At 74.0% G+C, this 17,489-nt stretch carries 14 protein-coding genes; 10 read left to right on the forward strand and 4 right to left on the reverse strand.

What is annotated here, in order from left to right:
* Positions 1–2: 2 nt before the first annotated feature.
* A complete protein-coding gene (locus ACGFXC_RS23845; protein ID WP_393715849.1) occupies positions 3–560 on the reverse strand; it encodes a cysteine dioxygenase in 558 nt (185 codons plus the stop codon).
* A 642-nt stretch (positions 561–1,202) separates the two neighbouring features.
* Here ACGFXC_RS23845 and ACGFXC_RS23850 point away from each other — a divergent pair.
* From ACGFXC_RS23850 to ACGFXC_RS23860, 3 genes are all read left to right on the forward strand, one after another.
* Positions 1,203–1,466: a WhiB family transcriptional regulator gene (locus ACGFXC_RS23850; RefSeq protein WP_003983763.1), complete on the forward strand. Its 264-nt coding sequence runs from the start codon at positions 1,203–1,205 to the stop codon at positions 1,464–1,466.
* 298 nt (positions 1,467–1,764) lie between these two features.
* Entirely contained in the window at positions 1,765–5,391 is a 3,627-nt protein-coding gene (locus ACGFXC_RS23855; protein WP_393715851.1) for a glycosyltransferase family 2 protein, read from the forward strand.
* A complete protein-coding gene (locus ACGFXC_RS23860; RefSeq protein WP_393715853.1) occupies positions 5,388–6,860 on the forward strand; it encodes a DUF5719 family protein in 1,473 nt (490 codons plus the stop codon). Before ACGFXC_RS23855 ends, ACGFXC_RS23860 begins: the two co-directional genes overlap by 4 nt.
* A 22-nt stretch (positions 6,861–6,882) precedes the next feature.
* On the opposite strand, the gene ACGFXC_RS23865 is transcribed toward ACGFXC_RS23860, so the two are convergent.
* Positions 6,883–7,368: a metallopeptidase family protein gene (locus tag ACGFXC_RS23865; RefSeq protein ID WP_393715854.1), complete on the reverse strand. Its 486-nt coding sequence runs from the start codon at positions 7,366–7,368 to the stop codon at positions 6,883–6,885.
* A 171-nt stretch (positions 7,369–7,539) separates the two neighbouring features.
* On the opposite strand from ACGFXC_RS23865, the gene ACGFXC_RS23870 reads away from it, so the two are divergent.
* From ACGFXC_RS23870 to ACGFXC_RS23895, 6 genes are all read left to right on the forward strand, one after another.
* Positions 7,540–7,959: a DUF3499 domain-containing protein gene (locus tag ACGFXC_RS23870; RefSeq protein WP_351829958.1), complete on the forward strand. Its 420-nt coding sequence runs from the start codon at positions 7,540–7,542 to the stop codon at positions 7,957–7,959.
* Between the two features lie 78 nt (positions 7,960–8,037).
* Positions 8,038–9,408: a phosphomannomutase/phosphoglucomutase gene (locus ACGFXC_RS23875; RefSeq protein WP_393715855.1), complete on the forward strand. Its 1,371-nt coding sequence runs from the start codon at positions 8,038–8,040 to the stop codon at positions 9,406–9,408.
* A gap of 237 nt (positions 9,409–9,645) precedes the next feature.
* Positions 9,646–9,831 (forward strand): Trm112 family protein, encoded by a 186-nt coding sequence (locus tag ACGFXC_RS23880; protein WP_351829954.1) that lies wholly within the window; start codon positions 9,646–9,648, stop codon positions 9,829–9,831.
* A gap of 82 nt (positions 9,832–9,913) precedes the next feature.
* Positions 9,914–11,047, forward strand: coding sequence for an SIS domain-containing protein (locus ACGFXC_RS23885; RefSeq protein WP_393715857.1), 1,134 nt, complete (start codon positions 9,914–9,916; stop codon positions 11,045–11,047).
* A gap of 61 nt (positions 11,048–11,108) precedes the next feature.
* On the forward strand, positions 11,109–12,266 hold the full coding sequence (gene manA / locus ACGFXC_RS23890) for a mannose-6-phosphate isomerase, class I (protein ID WP_393715859.1): 1,158 nt from the start codon (positions 11,109–11,111) through the stop codon (positions 12,264–12,266).
* A 74-nt stretch (positions 12,267–12,340) separates the two neighbouring features.
* Positions 12,341–13,279, forward strand: a complete 939-nt coding sequence (locus ACGFXC_RS23895) for a cation diffusion facilitator family transporter (RefSeq protein WP_393715861.1) — start codon at positions 12,341–12,343, stop codon at positions 13,277–13,279.
* A 77-nt stretch (positions 13,280–13,356) separates the two neighbouring features.
* On the opposite strand, the gene lepB is transcribed toward ACGFXC_RS23895, so the two are convergent.
* Together lepB and ACGFXC_RS23905 are read right to left on the reverse strand one after the other, a co-directional pair.
* Positions 13,357–14,145, reverse strand: a complete 789-nt coding sequence (gene lepB / locus ACGFXC_RS23900) for a signal peptidase I (protein WP_393715863.1) — start codon at positions 14,143–14,145, stop codon at positions 13,357–13,359.
* A gap of 174 nt (positions 14,146–14,319) precedes the next feature.
* Positions 14,320–16,383 (reverse strand): fructose-specific PTS transporter subunit EIIC, encoded by a 2,064-nt coding sequence (locus ACGFXC_RS23905; RefSeq protein ID WP_393715865.1) that lies wholly within the window; start codon positions 16,381–16,383, stop codon positions 14,320–14,322.
* Between the two features lie 354 nt (positions 16,384–16,737).
* Between ACGFXC_RS23905 and ACGFXC_RS23910 the strand changes: the two genes are divergently transcribed.
* Positions 16,738–17,489: adenosylhomocysteinase (locus ACGFXC_RS23910; protein WP_393715866.1), on the forward strand; the 752-nt coding region annotated here is incomplete at its 3' end.

Consider the following 17,489-nt stretch of genomic DNA (forward strand, 5'->3'; position numbering starts at 1 on the left):
TGTCAGGCCGGTACGCGTTCCCCGCGGGCCGGGGAGCAGCTGTGCATGGGCATCTCGGTCAGACCGGGGAAGTACACGTGCAGGCTGACGGCGCCCTCCAGGCCGTCGTTGACGACCTCGTGGGCGTAGCCGGGGGCGAAGACCCGCTGCGAGCCGGGGCCGAGGGCGAGGGGGCCGCGGGCGCTGTGCTCGGTGAGGCCGCCCTCCAGCACGGTCAGCACGCCGGAGGAGGCGCCGTGGCCGTGCCGGCCGCTGCCCTGCCCGGGGACCCAGCTGAGCAGCCAGACCTCGTAGCCGGGGCCGGTGCGCAGGCGGTGGTACCAGCGGGTGGTGGCGTCGTACTGGACGAGGTGCTCCCAGCTCGCGCGGTCCTCGGCGATGGAGCGGGCGAGCCCGGCGAACTCGGCGACGGTGACCGGGTGTTCGCGGGCGGGCTGCAGGAGGTGCTGGACGGCGAGGATGTCGCCGGCGATCTGGAGGTCGCTCTCGACGGCGGCGGAGGCCGGGGTGGCGGCGTCGGCGGCGGGAGCGGTGGTGGGTGCGGCGGAGGCGCTGTTCATCGTGGGGGTGTCCTCGACGGATGTCAGTCGTGCGGGGCGGTTGCCGTGGGGGAGTGGCCGGTGCTCACGGGAGCCGGAGGCTCCTGGGGCATCAACAGCTACAACAGCAACAGCGAACCTGGGCAGCGCGCAGGAACCCACGAATGGGGGTCCGGGTGGCGGCTGCGGGCGCTGACATGCGTACAAGGAGAACGGGGAAAGGGGCGGACTGTCAACCCAATGTCTGATTTGGGGGAAAAGTTTCACCTCATCCGGTTACCGTGCCCGGAGAAAGGTTTGTGCAGTCCGTACCAGGGCATGTGCCGCTCAGTCCCGCCTGAACCGTTCTCAAACCAGCCGCGCCCACTCGTGACCGGAATGTGATCCGCGCCGCATCTTCGGCCGGACCGCAACCCCGCCCCCGGGCGGCGCGTGGCTAACAAGAGGAAGGATCATGTCGGGGTGCCGGTGGCATGTGTCACGATTTTTGGCGATATGAACACTTTCTGCATACGCTTGGTTCCGCAGAGTGAATAAGGCGCCCAATAGCAGATCTCGGCTTGACTGCGCCGGAGCCACACACTTGTAATTTCACTCGTGTCGTTACCCGGTGGCCGGGTAACGGCAACACCACGGGGACGCACAACAGAGCGAGGGGCGCACATGACCGAGCTGTTTCAGGAACTGCTGGTCGAGGAGGCGGACGAGGAGCTCGGATGGCAGGAGCGCGCACTGTGCGCCCAGACCGACCCCGAATCCTTCTTTCCCGAGAAGGGCGGCTCCACCCGCGAGGCCAAGAAGGTCTGCCTGGCCTGTGAAGTCCGCTCCGAATGCCTTGAGTACGCCCTCGCCAACGACGAGCGATTCGGCATCTGGGGCGGTCTGTCCGAGCGCGAGCGCCGCCGGCTGAAAAAGGCAGCGGTCTGAACCGGCCGCGGCGCACCCGCCCGGACACCTATCCGACCACCCACCACATACCGACGGCACGGCCCGCGCCGAGCGACCCACGAGTGACCACAGAGCAAACGGTCCGCCTCCCGCACCTTCCCCGCAGGAGGCGGACCGTCGCGTTCACGGCCTTCCCCGGCAGAAGCGGACGGCCGCGTTCAAGGCCTTCCGCACAGGAGGCGGACCCGCCCCCCGCCAGCCGTTAGGGTGGGGCGCTGTCCAGCAGCCTCCGAGGGCACAACACCCCCGGATCCCCGGCCGGAGGGCCCGTACCGCGATGTCCCTGCACAGCAACTCGACGGCCTCCCACCAGGCGGCCGCCACCCCCGAGTTCCCCCGGCACGTCGTCACCGCGGTCCTCGTCGCCCACGACGGAGCCCGCTGGCTGCCCCAGACCCTCGCCGGTCTCCTCGCCCAGGAACGCCCCGCGCAGCACCACGTCGCCGCCGACACCGGCAGCGCCGACGACTCCGCGCGGCTGCTCACCGAGGCCTTCGGCGACGACCGGGTCCTGCACCTCGCCCGCCGCACCGGCTTCGGCGCCGCCGTCGGCGAGGCCGTCCGCTCCGCGGGCGTCCTGACCCCCGAGGACCTCCCGTACCTCAAGCGCCCCAGCGGCTGGGACCCCGTCAGCCGCACCTGGCGCGACGACGCCTACGACCTCCCCGAACTCCCGCACGGCGAACCCGTCCAGTGGCTCTGGCTCCTGCACGACGACAGCGCCCCGGAACCCGACGCCCTGGCCGAACTGCTGCGCGTCGCCGACGAGAACCCCGACGCCGCCGTCATCGGCCCCAAGCTGCGCGGCTGGTACGACCGCAAGCAGCTCCTCGAAGCCGGCGTCACCATCGCCCGCAGCGGCCGCCGCTGGACCGGCCTGGACCGCCGCGAACAGGACCAGGGACAGCACGACCAGGTCCGCGCAGTCCTGTCCGTCTCCACCGCCGGCATGCTGGTGCGCCGCGACGTCTACGAGGCCCTCGGCGGATTCGACCGCCGCCTGCCCCTCATGCGCGACGACGTCGACCTCTGCTGGCGCGCCCACAGCGCCGGCCACACCGTCCTCGTCGCCCCCGACGCCGTCCTGCGCCACGCCGAGGCCGCCGCCCGCGAACGCCGCACCGTCGACTGCGCCGGCCGTTCCGCCGTCGACCCCCACCGCGTCGACAAGGCCGGCGCCGTCTACACCGTCCTCGCCAACTCCTCCGGCCGGGCCCTGCCCTACGTCCTGCTCCGGCTCGTCGTCGGCACCCTCCTGCGCACCCTCGGCTACCTCATCGGCAAGGCCCCCGGGCAGGCCGTCGACGAGTTCGCCGGCCTCCTCGCGACCCTGCTGCGCCCCGGCCGCGTCCTCGCCGCCCGCCGGGCCCGGCGCCGGCCCGCCGTCCCCGCCGCCGACCTGCGCCCCCTCTTCCCGCCGCCCGGCGCCACCCTGCGCGCCAACGCCGAACAGCTCGCCGGGTACTTCGGCTCCGACCGGACCGCCGAGAGCGCCCCCGCCGGCCGCCACGGCGGAGCGGTCGAATCCGGCCCCGGCGGCGACGACGCCGACTACCTGGAGATCGAACAGTTCGGCCGGCTCAAGCGGATCGCCCGCAAGCCCGCCCCCGTTCTCTTCGCCCTGCTCCTGCTGGTCTCCCTCGCCGCCTGCCGCGCCCTGCTGGCCGGCGGCACCCTCATGGGCGGCGCCCTGCTCTCCGCCCCGGCCGGCGCCCTCGACCTGTGGCACGGCTACACCGGCGACTGGCAGCCCGTCGGCACCGGCACCACCGCCGGCGCACCGCCCTACCTCGCCGTCCTGGCCGCCCTCGCCGTCCCCTTCCTCGGCTCCACCCAGGCCGCCCTGACCCTGCTCCTCGTCTGCTCCGTCCCGCTCGCCGGACTCGCCGCCTACTTCGCCTCCCGGCCGCTGGTCGAATCCCGGCTGCTGCGCGCCTGGGCCGCCGTCGCCTACGCCTTCCTGCCCGCCGTCACCGGCGCGCTGGCCGGCGGCCGCCTCGGCACCGCCGTCCTCGCCGTGTTCCTGCCGCTGCTGGCCCGCTCCGCCGTCGCCGCGTTCGGCTTCGCCGACGGCGAGAGCACCGGATCCTGGCGCGCCGCGTGGACGTACGCCCTCCTGCTGACCCTGACGACCGCCTTCACCCCCGTCGTGTGGCCGCTCGCCGCCGTCCTCGGAGCCGGCGCGCTCCTCGCGCGCCGCGCGCACTGGAAGACGTACGCCCCCCGGCTGCTCGCCGGCCTCGCCGTCCCCCTGACCGTCCTCGCGCCCTGGTCCCTGGGCCTGCTGACGCACCCCTCCCGTTTCCTGCGCGAGGCCGGACTTCCCTACGGCAGCGGTTCCGCCACCCCCCTCGGCCTGCTCGGCGCCAACCCCGGCGGTCCCGGCACCGCCGCCGCGGTCCTGCTCGCCGGCACCGTCCTCGCCGCCCTCGCCGCCCTGCTGCGGGCCGACCGGCGGTTCGCCGTCGCCGTCGCCTGGGCCACCGCCCTGACCGCCCTGCTCCTGGCCGTCCTGCTCAACCACGACGGCTGGGCCGGACCCGCCACCCTCGTCTACGGATTGGCCCTGCTCGCCGCCGCCGTGCTCGGGGCGGACGGTGCCAGGGAACGCGTCGCCGCCCGCAGCTTCGGCTGGCGCCAGCCGCTGGCCGCCCTCGTCGCCCTCGCCGCCGCCGCCGGTCCGCTGCTCCTGGCCGCCGCCTGGGCGGCGGCCGGGGCCGACGGGCCGATCCAGCGGCGCGACCCCGTCCAGGTCCCCGCGTTCGTCGCCGCCCAGTCCGACGACAGCAACCGCACCCGCACCCTGGTCCTGGGCGGCGGCTCGCCCGACACCGTCTCCTACACCCTGGTCCGCGGCTCCGGCGTCCGCCTCGGGGACGGCGAACTCCTGACCGAGGCCGGTTCCGAACCCCGCCTCGCCAAGGCCGTCTCCAGCCTCGTCTCCGGCTCCGGCGCCGACCAGTCGGAACAGCTCGGCGCCTTCGCCGTCCGCTACGTGATGATCCCGCCCGGCGGCTCCCCCGCCATGCGCCAGATCCTCGACGGCACCCCCGGCCTGCGCCAGCGCCACCAGGACGACGGCACCGCCATCTGGGAGGTCCAGCGGCTGCCCGCCCGCGTCGCCATCGTCCCGGGCAGGCAGGGCCAGGCCCCCATCGCCGTCGACGCCGGGCCCGTCACGGCCCACGCGAAGATCCCGGCCGGCGAGGAGGGCCGCACCCTGCGCGTCGCCGACCGCGCCGACCCCGGCTGGCGCGCCACCCTCGACGGCAAGCCGCTCACCGCCAAGACCGTCGACGGCTGGGCCCAGGGCTTCGCCCTCCCCAAGGAGGGCGGCCGCCTCGACCTCGTCCACGCCGACTCGCTGCCCCGCGATGCCTGGCACTGGGCGCAGGGCCTGCTCGCCCTGGTGCTGCTGGTGATGGCCCTGCCCGGCCGCCGGGCCCGCCTCGACGACGACCTCCCCGAGGAGGAGGCCCCCGCCGCCCCCGCCGCGGCCGGGACCGGACAGGGCCGCCGCGCCCGCCGCCTCGCCGCCCCCGCCGGCCCCGCGCCCGCGCCCGAGCCCGCCGAGGCCGTCCTCGACCCGTACGCGCAGATCCCCGCGCAGCAGGTGTACGGGGAGGAGTCCTACGCCTACCAGGAGCCCTACGCCGCCCACGGCCAGGAACAGCACCGGCCCCACCCGGACGCCCACCAGGGCCGGTACGCCCAGCCCTACCCGGCCGCCGCCCCGTACCTCCCGGACCCGCAACAGCAGCCGTACGACCCCCAGCAGCCGTACGAACCGCAGCAGCCCGGCTTCCCCGGCCAACAGCAGCAGCCCCACCCGTACGAGTACGACCCGCGGTACGACACCTACGGACAGCACGACCCGCGTCCGGACGGGAGCCCCCAGCAGTGAAGCAGCGCGCCCCCCTGACGCTCGCGGCCGTGACGGCGGCGCTCGCCGCGGTCTGCGGCCTGGCCTTCCTCACCGCCCCCGCCGCGACCCCGGCCGGCGGCGGCCCGGCCGCCGCCCGGATGCCGGTGGAACGCTCCGTGCTGGTGTGCCCCTCGCCCAGCGCCTCCGACATCGCCGAGACCACGTACACCTCCCTCACCCCCGGCAAGGCCACGGGCAAGGGCACGGCCCGGCTGCTCACCAAGGACGGCAAGGCGGTCCTGGAGCCCAAGCAGCCCGGCAAGCCCGTCGGGGCCACCGCCTCCGGCGCCGAGGCGCCCGCGCTCACGGGCGCCGCCGACGGGGTCCTCGCCCCCGGCTGGAGCGCGCAGCAGACCACCAAGGTGGCCGTCGGCCAGGCCCGCGGGCTGCTCGGCGTGGCCTGCACCGCCCCCGGCACCGACTTCTGGTTCCCGGGCGTCAGCACCGCCAAGGGCCGCCAGGACTACCTCCACCTCACCAACCCCGACGACAGCGTCGCCGAGGTCGACATCAAGCTGTACGGCCCGGACGGACTGGTCAAGGGCAAGCCGGGCACCGCCGACGCCGTCATCGCGGTCGACCCCCGCTCCACCACCAAGGTGCTGCTGTCCTCCCTGGCACCCGACGCCCAGCTCGCCGACGTCACCGCGCACGTGACCACCGGCTCGGGCCGGGTCGGGGCCTCCGCCCAGATCGGCGAGGACGGCGTCGGCGCCGACTGGCTGCCCGCGTCCACCGGCCCGGCCGGCTCGCTCGTCCTGCCCGGCATCCCCGCCGACGCCACCTCCGTCCGGCTGGTCGCCTTCGCCCCCGGCGAGGACGACGCCGACCTCCGCCTGAAGCTCGCCGGCCCCACCGGCTCCATCAGCCCGGCCGGCAACGACCAGCTCCACCTCAAGGCCGGCATGACGGCGGGCGCGGACCTGGGGAACCTCACCCGCGGCGAGGCCGGCTCCCTCCTGCTGACGCCCGCCGACCCGAAGAAGGCCGTCCCGGTGGTCGCCGCCCTGCGCGTGGTCCGCGGTACCGGCGCCAAGCAGGAACTCGGCTTCGTCCCGGCGAGCGCCCCCGTCGGGGCGCGGGCCACCCTCAGCGACAACCGCACCGACGACAAGGCCACCGTCCTCGCGCTGACCGCCACGGGCGCCGACGCCAAGGTCCGCGTCACCGCCTCGGCGGGCACCGAGGGCGGCGAGGCCACCGTCAAGGAGGTCACCGTCAAGGCGGGCACCACCCTCGCGGTGAACCCCGCGCCGGCCCCCACGGGCGGCAAGGGCGCCTACGCCCTGACCCTGGAGACCCTCTCCGGCGGCCCCGTCCACGCGGCCCGCACCCTGACGCTCCCGCACGAGGGCATCCCGATGTTCACCGTCCAGACCTTCGCCGACGACCGCTCGGCGGTCTCCGTCCCCAAGGCCGTCCAGGACCCCTCGATCCTGATCCGCTGACCGGCCGGCCCCGGTACGGACGTCAGTCCTGCCCGTACCGGGGGTCCACGGTCTCCGGCGACAGCCCCAGCAGCTCCGCCACCTGCTCGACCACGATCTCGTGCACCAGCAGCGCCCGCTCGTCGCGCGTCTTCGCCCGGATCTCCACCGGCCGCCGGAAGACCACCACCCGGGCCGGGCGCCCGTCGCGGGCCTCGACCAGCCCGCCCAGCGGGACCGCCTCGTCGTTCCAGCCGCCGTCCGCGCCGCCCGGCGGCCCCGGCACGTCCGCGACCACGAACTCCACCTCGGCGAGCTGCGCCGCCCAGCGCCGCTCCAGCCGCTCCACCGAATCCCGCACCAGGTCCCCGAACAGCTCCGCACGGCTCGCGGACAGCGGCACCTGCGGCGGCGCCAGCGGCCCCCGCATCCCCCGGCCGTGCCGGTCGCGCCGCCGCGGCCGCGGCTCGTGCGGGGGCGGGGTGTCGGCGGGAGGCGCGGGCCGGGGAGGAAGGGAACTGTCCGTCACCCCCGCAGGGTAGCCCTCACCCGACCGGCGGGAAGGGCCCCGATCCGGTCACGAGCTGGTGTCGCGGCGGTGTCACATCCCCAACGATCCGGCCCCCGCCGGGCCCCCGGAGCGCCCGCGCGGCCCCCGCGGCGGCCCCCGCCGGAGGCGACACGGGGGGCCGGCCGGGGGGTGAGTCGTCGCGGCCCGGTCAAGAGTGCGGTACCGTCCAACGTCGTGAGCCTTGTACGTCGCTGTTCGCGCACCGCGTGCGGCCGCCCTGCCGTCGCCACACTGACGTACGTCTACGCCGACTCGACCGCAGTTCTCGGCCCGCTCGCCACCTACGCCGAACCCCACTGCTACGACCTGTGCGCCGAGCACTCGGAGCGCCTGACCGCCCCGCGCGGCTGGGACGTCGTACGCCTGTCCGACGGGTCCGGCCCGTCCCGCCCGAGCGGGGACGACCTCGAAGCCCTCGCCAACGCGGTGCGCGAGGCGGCCCGTCCGCCGGAGCGCGCGGCCGAGGCCGGCGGCGCGGGCCCCGGCCCCCAGGTCACCGGCGAGACCCGCCGCGGACACCTGCGCGTCCTGCGCTCGCCGGACTCCTGACACCCGGATCGTCTGAAGGGCCACTCTGCGCACAGGGTAGGTTTGCCCCACCGCACAGAACCTTCAGGAGGGCAGGCAGTGGCCGCAGATCTTTCGAACATCGTCAAGGCATACGACGTGCGGGGCGTCGTACCGGACGAGTGGGACGAGCCCCTGGCCGAACTGTTCGGTGCTGCGTTCGTCGAGGTCACCGGCGCCACGGCGATCGTCATCGGCCACGACATGCGCCCCTCCTCGCCCGGCCTGTCCGCCGCCTTCGCCCGCGGCGCCACCGCCCGCGGCGTGGACGTCACCCTGATCGGGCTGTGCTCCACCGACCAGCTGTACTACGCCTCGGGCAAGCTGGACCTGCCCGGCGCCATGTTCACGGCCTCCCACAACCCGGCCCAGTACAACGGCATCAAGCTCTGCCGCGCCGGCGCCGCACCCGTGGGCCAGGACACCGGCCTCGCCACCATCCGCGAGCTCGCCGAGAAGTGGACCGACGAGGGCGCCCCGGCGATCCCCGCCGGCACCACCGCGGGCACCGTCACCGAGCTGGACAGCCTCCCGGGCTACGCCGAGCACCTCAAGGGCCTGGTCGACCTCACCTCGATCCGCCCCCTCAAGGTCGTCGTCGACGCGGGCAACGGCATGGGCGGCCACACCGTCCCCACCGTCTTCGAGGGCCTCCCGCTGGACCTCGTCCCCATGTACTTCGAACTGGACGGGACCTTCCCCAACCACGAGGCCAACCCCCTCGACCCGAAGAACATCGTCGACCTCCAGGCCCGTGTGATCGCCGAGGGCGCCGACCTCGGCCTCGCCTTCGACGGCGACGCCGACCGCTGCTTCGTCGTCGACGAGCGCGGCGAGGGCGTCTCCCCGTCCGCGATCACCGCCCTGGTCGCGGCCCGCGAACTGGCCCGCAACGGCGGCGCGGGCACGGTCATCCACAACCTGATCACCTCGTGGTCCGTCCCGGAGGTCGTCCGCGAGAACGGCGGCACCCCGGTCCGCACCCGCGTCGGCCACTCCTTCATCAAGGCGGAGATGGCCTCCTCCGGCGCCATCTTCGGCGGCGAGCACTCGGCGCACTACTACTTCAAGGACTTCTGGAACGCGGACACCGGCATGCTCGCCGCGCTCCACGTCCTCGCGGCGCTCGGCGGCCAGGAGGGCACCCTCTCCGCGCTCGTCGCCGAGTACGACCGCTACCGCGGCTCCGGGGAGATCAACTCCACCGTCGCCGACCAGGCCGGCCGCACGGCCGCCGTCAAGGCCGCCTACGCGGACCTGGAGGGCGTCACCTTCGACGAGCTGGACGGCCTCACCGTCTCCGCCGCCGACTGGTGGTTCAACCTCCGCCCCTCGAACACCGAGCCGCTCCTGCGCCTCAACGTCGAGGCCCGCGACGAGGTCATGCTGGCCAAGGTCCGCGACGAGGTCCTCGCGCTCGTCCGCGCCTGACCCACCCCGCCCGCCGGACGCCACCGCCACCGCGGGCGGCGTCCGCGGCGCGGGATCCGGGTGCGGGCCCCCGGCCCGCACCCGCCCGTGCCGCCGGCCCGGCCGCCGCCCACCCCGGGCGGCGGCCCGGCCCGGTGGCCGGCCCCGCCTCCGAGCCGCACCGACGGGCGCCTCGGCGGTACGCTGACCACGCCCCATCCGCGCCAAGCGATCCGCACCCCCGAAGGGAACCGCCCCATGCCGCTCGAAGCCGGCCTGCTGGAGATCCTCGCCTGCCCCGCCTGCCACGCTCCCCTCCAGGACAACTCGGCGGACGAGACGGCACCCGAGCTGATCTGCACCGGCCAGGACTGCGGCCTCGCGTACCCGGTCCGCGACGGCATCCCGGTCCTCCTCGTCGACGAGGCCCGCCGCCCCGCGTAACACCGCCCGCCCCGCGAACCCCGCCCGACCAGCGCAGCGCAGCCGCAGACCGCAGACGCCGTCAACTCCGCCGGAGGCCGCCATGCTCGACGAGCCGCTCCTCGACGCACCGGACGATCTCGCCCGGGCCGACCGCCGCGGCCTGCTCCGCGGCGCCGCCGAAGCCGGGGCGCGGGTGCGCACCGCCGCCCGGCACGCGACCGAGGCGGGCCTCGCCGACCTGCGCCCCGACGGCCGGCCCCGGGCCGTGCTGATCGCCGGGCCCGGCACCGCCGCCACCGGCGTCGCCGACCTCCTCGGCGCCCTCGCCGGAGCCAGCGCCCCCGTGATCCGCCTGCACCCCACCGGCGTCGCGCACGCCCCCGGCGCCCTGCGATGGGCGCTCCCCGGCTGGGCGGGCCCGGTCGACCTGCTGCTCATCGTCACCACCGACGGCACCGAACCCGGCCTCGCCGTCCTCGCCGAGCAGGCCTACCGGCGCGGCTGCACCGTCGTCGCCGTCGCCCCCGAACGCTCGCCGCTGAGCGAGGCGGTGGACGGCGCGCACGGGGTCCTCGTACCGATGGCCAAGGCCCCGTACCAGGAGTACGACGAGTCCGCCGCGGCCGGCCCCGGCGCCCTGTGGGCGCTGCTGACCCCGCTGCTGGTCCTGCTGGACAAGCTCGGGCTGGTGGCCGCCGCCCCCGGCACCCTCCAGCTCGTCGCCGACCGCCTCGACCGCACCGCCGAGCGCTGCGGCCCGGCCATCGTCACCTACTCCAACCCGGCCAAGACCCTCGCCTCCGAGCTGGCCGACTCCCTGCCGCTCATCTGGAGCGAGGGCCCCGCCGCGGGCCCCGCCGGGCGCCGCTTCGCCGCCACCCTCGCCGAACTCGCCGGCCGTCCCGCGCTCGCCGGCGACCTCCCCGAGGCGCTGCCCGCCCACGGCGTGCTGCTCGCCGGGGCCTTCGCGGCCGGAGCCGACCCCGACGACTTCTTCCGCGACCGCGTCGAGGAGCCCCAGGCCCTGCGCGCCCGGGTCGTCCTGCTGCGCGACCGGCCCACCGGCGGACTCTCCGCCGCACCCGCCGCCCGCGAGCTCGCCCTCAGCCACGACACGGCCATCAGCGAGCTCGAACCGGAGGAGGGCACCGAGCTGGAACAGCTCGCCGAACTCCTCGCCGTCACCGACTTCGCCACCGCTTACCTGGCGCTGGCCTCCAGGGGACACAGCTGAGGCGCACACCCGCGCCCGCCCCGAAGATCCACAGATCCAGGAAGAACGACGGAAGACCACGATGGACCGCCTGACGAACACGATCCGCCCCTACGCCTGGGGATCCACCACCCTCATCCCGGCCCTGCTCGGCGCCGAGCCCACCGGTGAACCCCAGGCCGAGATGTGGATGGGCGCCCACCCCGGCGCCCCCTCCCGCCTCGACCGCGGCGCGGGCGAGACCACTCTGGCGGCCGTCATCGCCGCGGACCCCGAGGGCCAGCTCGGCTCCGCCGCCGTCGCCAAGTTCGGCCCCCGCCTGCCGTTCCTCCTCAAGCTCCTCGCCGCCGGCGCCCCGCTCTCCCTCCAGGTCCACCCCGACCTGGCCCAGGCGAAGGAGGGCTTCGAGGACGAGGAGCGCCGCGGCGTCCCGATCGAGGCGGGCCACCGCAACTACAAGGACGCCAACCACAAGCCCGAGCTGATCTGCGCCCTCACCCCCTTCGACGGCCTGTGCGGCTTCCGCCCGCCGCTGGAGGCCGCAGAGTTGCTCGAAGGCCTCGGCGTCGACTCCCTCAAGCCGTACGCCGACCTGCTGCGCGCCCACCCCGTCGAGGCGGCCCTGCGCGAGGTCCTCACCGCCGTCCTCACCGCCGACCGCGCCGAGATGACCCGTACGGTCAGCGAGGCCGCGGCCGCCGCCGAACGCCTCGGCGGCCGGTACGCGCCCTACGCCACGCTCGTCCACGACTACCCGGGCGACCCGGGCGTGATCGCGGCCATGCTGCTCAACCACGTGCGACTCCAGCCCGGCGAAGCCATGTTCCTCGGCGCCGGCATCCCGCACGCCTACCTCGACGGCCTCGGCGTCGAGCTCATGGCCAACTCCGACAACGTGCTGCGCTGCGGGCTCACCCCCAAGCACGTGGACGTCCCCGAGCTGCTGAAGGTCGTCCTCTTCGAGCCCAGCGCCCCGGGCGTCCTGCGCCCCGAGGCCGACGGCGAGGAGGTCTACGAGACCCCCATCGACGAGTTCCGGCTGTCCCGCTTCGTCCTCGCCCCCGGCGGCGCCCCCCAGGTCCTCGCGGACGGCGCCCCGCAGATCCTGCTCTGCACCGCCGGCACCCCCGTGGCGGGCGAACTGGCCCTGGCCCCGGGGGAGTCCGTCTTCGTACCGGCGGGCGAAAAGGTCGAACTGTCCGGTTCCGGTACCGTCTTCCGCGCCACTGTGGTGGTCTGACGTACCGTCGGCCCCACAGTCGGCTGCAACAATGTGCGGCCGGAGTCAGTGGCTAGGAAGGGACAACGGCACCCATGAGCGCGTCGGGCGGTACCAAGGCGATCGTGGCGGCACTCGCCGCCAACCTCGCCATCGCTGTAGCCAAGTTCGTGGCATTCCTCTTCAGCGGATCCTCGTCGATGCTCGCCGAAAGCGTCCACTCGGTGGCCGACTCCGGCAACCAGGGCCTGCTGCTCCTCGGCGGGAAGAAGGCCCAGCGCGAGGCGACCCCGCAGCACCCCTTCGGATACGGGCGGGAACGCTACATCTACGCCTTCCTCGTCTCCATCGTGCTCTTCACCGTCGGCGGCATGTTCGCCATCTACGAGGGCTACGAGAAGATCCACGACCCGCACGCCATCGAGGCCTGGTACTGGCCCGTCGGCGTCCTCGTCTTCGCGATCGTCGCCGAGGGCTTCTCCTTCCGCACCGCGATCAAGGAGTCCAACGAGACCCGCGGCAACCAGACCTGGCGCCAGTTCATCAAGCGCGCCAAGGCCCCCGAACTGCCCGTGGTCCTCCTGGAGGACGCCGGCGCGCTCATCGGCCTCGTCCTCGCCCTCGCGGGCGTCGGCCTCGCCCTGCTCACCGGCGACGGCGTCTGGGACGGCATCGGCACCCTCTGCATCGGCATCCTGCTCATCGTCATCGCGATCGTGCTGGCCCTGGAGACCAAGTCGCTGCTCCTCGGCGAGGCCGCCGGCACCGAAGAGGTCGAGAAGATCAAGGCCGCCGTCGTCGACGGGGACACCGTCACCCGGGTCATCCACATGCGGACCCTGCACCTGGGCCCCGAGGAACTCCTCGTCGCCGCCAAGATCGCCGTCCAGCACGACGACACCGCGACCGAGGTGGCCAACGCCATCAACGCCGCCGAGGCCCGCATCCGCGCGGCCGTCCCGATCGCCCGCGTGATCTACCTGGAGCCGGACATCTACCACCCCGAGGCGGCGGGAAACGCCGGGGCGAACTGACCCGCCGCGCCCCCACGGACGCACGAAGGCCCCCGCGGCGCGCTGCCGCGGGGGCCTTCGTACGTCCGTGGAAAGCTTTACGAGGACACGTCCGCGCGCCCGCCGGGCGCCACCGGCGCCTCCCCGCCCCCGGGAGCGGGCACCGCGGCCGCCGACGGCGCCTGTGCCTCCCCGTCCGCGGGAGCCGGCACCGCGGCCGCCGGCGCAGCCGCCGTCGCGGCCTCCACCTGAGCCCGCCCGCGCGCCCGGCGGGCCACACCCGCCAGCGCGACGCCGATCAGCATGACCAGCCCGCCCGCCAGCTGACCCCACACGGCGAGCTTCGCCATCGGGTACGACACGACCTTCGCGGTGATCTTGCCCACCGGGACCGGCCCGTTGTTCGGGTACTGGGAGCCGTCCGAGTTCATCCGGTCGTCGGCCATCAGGAAGACGTACCCCTTGGGCACCGTCATGTCGAAGGCCACGCCGGACGGGTGCTTCCAGTCCTCCAGGTACGGCTCGTCCAGCGGCGCACCGTTGAGCACCAGCCGGTACTGGCCCGCGACCTTGCTGCTGGGCTTGTACCGGATGCGGTCCCCGCCGACTGCGACGACCCGGTTCATCTGGGTCTTCTGCAGGGACCACGGCACGGAGGCGAGCACGACGTCGCCCCGCCGCAGCCCGCCCTTGGCGACCGGTTCCAGGTAGATGCTGTCCCCGTTGGTATACGTCGGCCTCATGGTCCAGCCGGCCTGCCTGCCCTCCGTGTACCGCGCGGGCGGGCTGACGGCCTTCGCCACCGTCACCCCCCCGAGGATGAACGCTCCGAGCACCAGCAGGACGATCGCCGCGATCCCGCGTCTGTGTCCTGGCCTGTGTTCCATTTCGTCCCTTCCGATGTACCTGCCTTGCATCGTAGGTCGACGGGGACGCCCCCGATGCCGCCGGGGGGCCGCTGTGCCAACTCCGGACATACCGATTCGGACACCGCCCGCACGCGACCGGGCCCCGTACCGGAGCGGTACGGGGCCCGATGCGGCCGGTGGCGCGCGGCGCCGCTAGCGGATCTCGCGCAGCACGTCGAGGATCGCCGCCCGGTCCGGCGCGGACTGCAGGCGCTCGCGGAAACCGGTGTCCATCAGCTTGCGCGACAGCAGCGCCAGGATCCGCAGGTGCTCGTCACCGGCGGCGGCCTCCGGCACCGAGATCATGAAGACCAGCCGGGCCTTCGTCCCGTCCAGCGCACCCCACTCGATGCCCTCGCCGGACCGGGCGAAGCCCACCGTCGGGCGCGCGACCGCGTCGGTCTTGGCGTGCGGGATCGCGATCGACTCGCCCAGCCCCGTCGTGCCCTGCGCCTCACGGGCCAGGGCCACCCGCACCAGCTCGTCGACGTCACGGACGTTGCCGGTGGTGGCGAGCATCTCGGCCATTTCCCGGATCGCCGCCTCCTTCGAGCCGGAGGCCAGCTCCGTCTTGACGGTGCGCTCCGTCAGGTAGCCCGACAGCACCTCCGCCTCCGCCTCCGCAGCCCCGGAGGCCGCCACGGCGGCGACGGCGGCGACGGGCGCGGCCTGCGCCGCCGTCATCGCCGCCGGGCCGGCCCCCGCGCCCGCCATCGCCGGCACCGGCGCGGGGGCCGCGGCCGGGGCGCCCGCGGGCAGGGGGCGGCCGTTGCCGCGCTCCTTGATCCCGATCAGCGCGTTGGTCGTCAGCGCCGTGACCACGGTGCCCGCCACGATGGCGATCAGGAACCAGACGACCCCGTCCACCGCGCCCAGCGCGGCCACGATCGGCCCGCCGTGCGGCACGTGGTCGCCCACGCCCGCCACACCGGCGATGGCACCGGCCACCGCGCCGCCGAGCATGTTGGACGGAATGACGATCGCCGGCCGCGCCGCCGCGAACGGGATGGCACCCTCCGAGATGCCGAACATCCCCATGAACAGGGCCGCCATGCCCGTCTCGCGCTCCTGGTCGGAATACAGCCGGCGGCGCAGCACCGTCGCCAGGCCCTGACCCAGCGGCATGACCGGGATGGCCGCCGCGCACATGCCCATCACCGCGTAGTTGCCGGAGGCGATGAGCCCCGTACCGAAGAGGAAGGCCGTCTTGTTGACCGGTCCGCCCATGTCGAAGGCGATCATCAGGCCCAGGATCGCGCCGAGCAGGATCGCACTGGTGCCGGTCATGCCGGAGAGCCAGCTGGTGAGGCTCTCGAAGACCCACGAGATGGGTTTTCCGATGACGTAGATGAAGAACAGGCCGAGCGCCGTCGTCGCCACGATCGGGATCACGATGATCGGCATGATCGGCTGGACGACCTTCGGGACCTTGACCTTCTTGATCCACAAGACCAGATAACCGGCCAGGAAGCCCGTCACGATGGCACCGATGAAGCCGGCGCCCGACTTCGAGTCGTAGAGCGCGCCCGTGTTCGCGATGAACCCGCCGATCATGCCGGGCACCAGCGCGGGCCGGTCCCCGATGGCGTACGCGATGTAACCGGACAGGATCGGGATCATCAGGGTGAAGCCGATGACGCCGATCTGGAAGAGGTGGTCCCAGAAGGTGCCGGGGGTGACCACGTACCCCTTGTCCGTGGCGTGGCCGCCCAGGGCCAGCGCGATGGCGATCAGCAGACCGCCGACGACCACGAACGGAATCATGTACGAGACGCCGTTCATCAGCGCCTTGTAGGCGAGGCTGCGCTCCTTGCCGCCCCCGCCCCCGCCGCCGGACGCGTCGGCCGCGCCGCCCGTCTGCACCGGCGCGCTGCGCACGCGCTCGATCAGCTCCTTCGGCTGGTGGATGCCGTCGGCGACGCCCGTGGACAGCACCCGCTTGCCCGCGAAGCGCTCCCGGTCGACCTCCTTGTCGGCGGCGATGATGACGCCGTCCGCCTCCCTGACATCGTTGTCAGAGAGTACGTTCTCGGCCCCGATCGACCCCTGCGTCTCCACCTTCATGTCCACGCCGAGCTCGGCAGCGGCCTGCTGGAGCTTCTCGGCGGCCATGTACGTGTGGGCGATCCCCGTCGGGCAGGCGGTGACGGCCACGAACTTCAGGCGCCTGCGCCCGCTTGCGTCCCCGTCACCGGGAGGGCCTGCTGGACTGGTCACTGGAATCTCCTTCAGCCATAGGTCCTGCGGGACCGCGCACGCGACCCGGTCCACTTGGCATCCTGCCCCAGGTAAGCGGCGCATCAAAAGTCCGAAAGGCCCCGAACCGTTCCGCCGGAGGGCCCGAAACCGGCACCCGGCACACAGCCCGGCCGCCTGCGCCCGCTAGGCCGATCGGTGTAGATTCGACCCCAGTGTCAGGCGTCGCTGCTGATGGCGGTCGGGCGGTCCTCGCGACCGGCCGAGGGGAGAGAGGGCCCCCGACGGACTGTGCTCGACGCGCCGCCGTGCCCAGACGCGGCCGGTGCCAGGCTCAGCCGTACCCACCCTCTCGACCCATGAGGAGCACCACCCATGGACTTCAAGGTCGCCGACCTTTCCCTCGCCGCCTTCGGGCGCAAGGAGATCACCCTCGCCGAGCACGAGATGCCCGGCCTGATGTCGATCCGCCGGGAGTACGCCGAGGCGCAGCCGCTCGCGGGCGCCCGCGTCACCGGTTCCCTGCACATGACGGTGCAGACCGCCGTCCTGATCGAGACCCTCGTCGCGCTCGGCGCCGACGTCCGCTGGGCCTCCTGCAACATCTTCTCCACCCAGGACCACGCCGCCGCCGCCATCGCGGTGGGCCCCAACGGCACCCCGGAGGACCCGCAGGGCGTTCCCGTCTTCGCCTGGAAGGGCGAGACGCTGGCCGAGTACTGGTGGTGCACGGAGCAGGCGCTGACCTGGCCGAACACCCCCACCGGCGGCCCCAACATGATCCTCGACGACGGTGGCGACGCCACCCTCCTCGTCCACAAGGGCGTCGAGTTCGAGAAGGCCGGCGCGGCCCCGGACCCGTCCACCGCGGACTCCGAGGAGTACGCGTACATCCTCACGCTCCTCAACCGCACCCTCGGCGAGTCCCCGCAGAAGTGGACGCAGCTCGCGTCCGAGATCCGCGGCGTGACGGAGGAGACCACCACCGGTGTCCACCGCCTCTACGAGATGATGTCCGAGGGCACCCTGCTGTTCCCGGCGATCAACGTGAACGACGCGGTGACGAAGTCGAAGTTCGACAACAAGTACGGCTGCCGCCACTCGCTGATCGACGGCATCAACCGTGC

Source organism: Streptomyces sp. NPDC048507 (assembly GCF_043199995.1).
Taxonomy (GTDB): Bacteria; Actinomycetota; Actinomycetes; order Streptomycetales; family Streptomycetaceae; genus Streptomyces.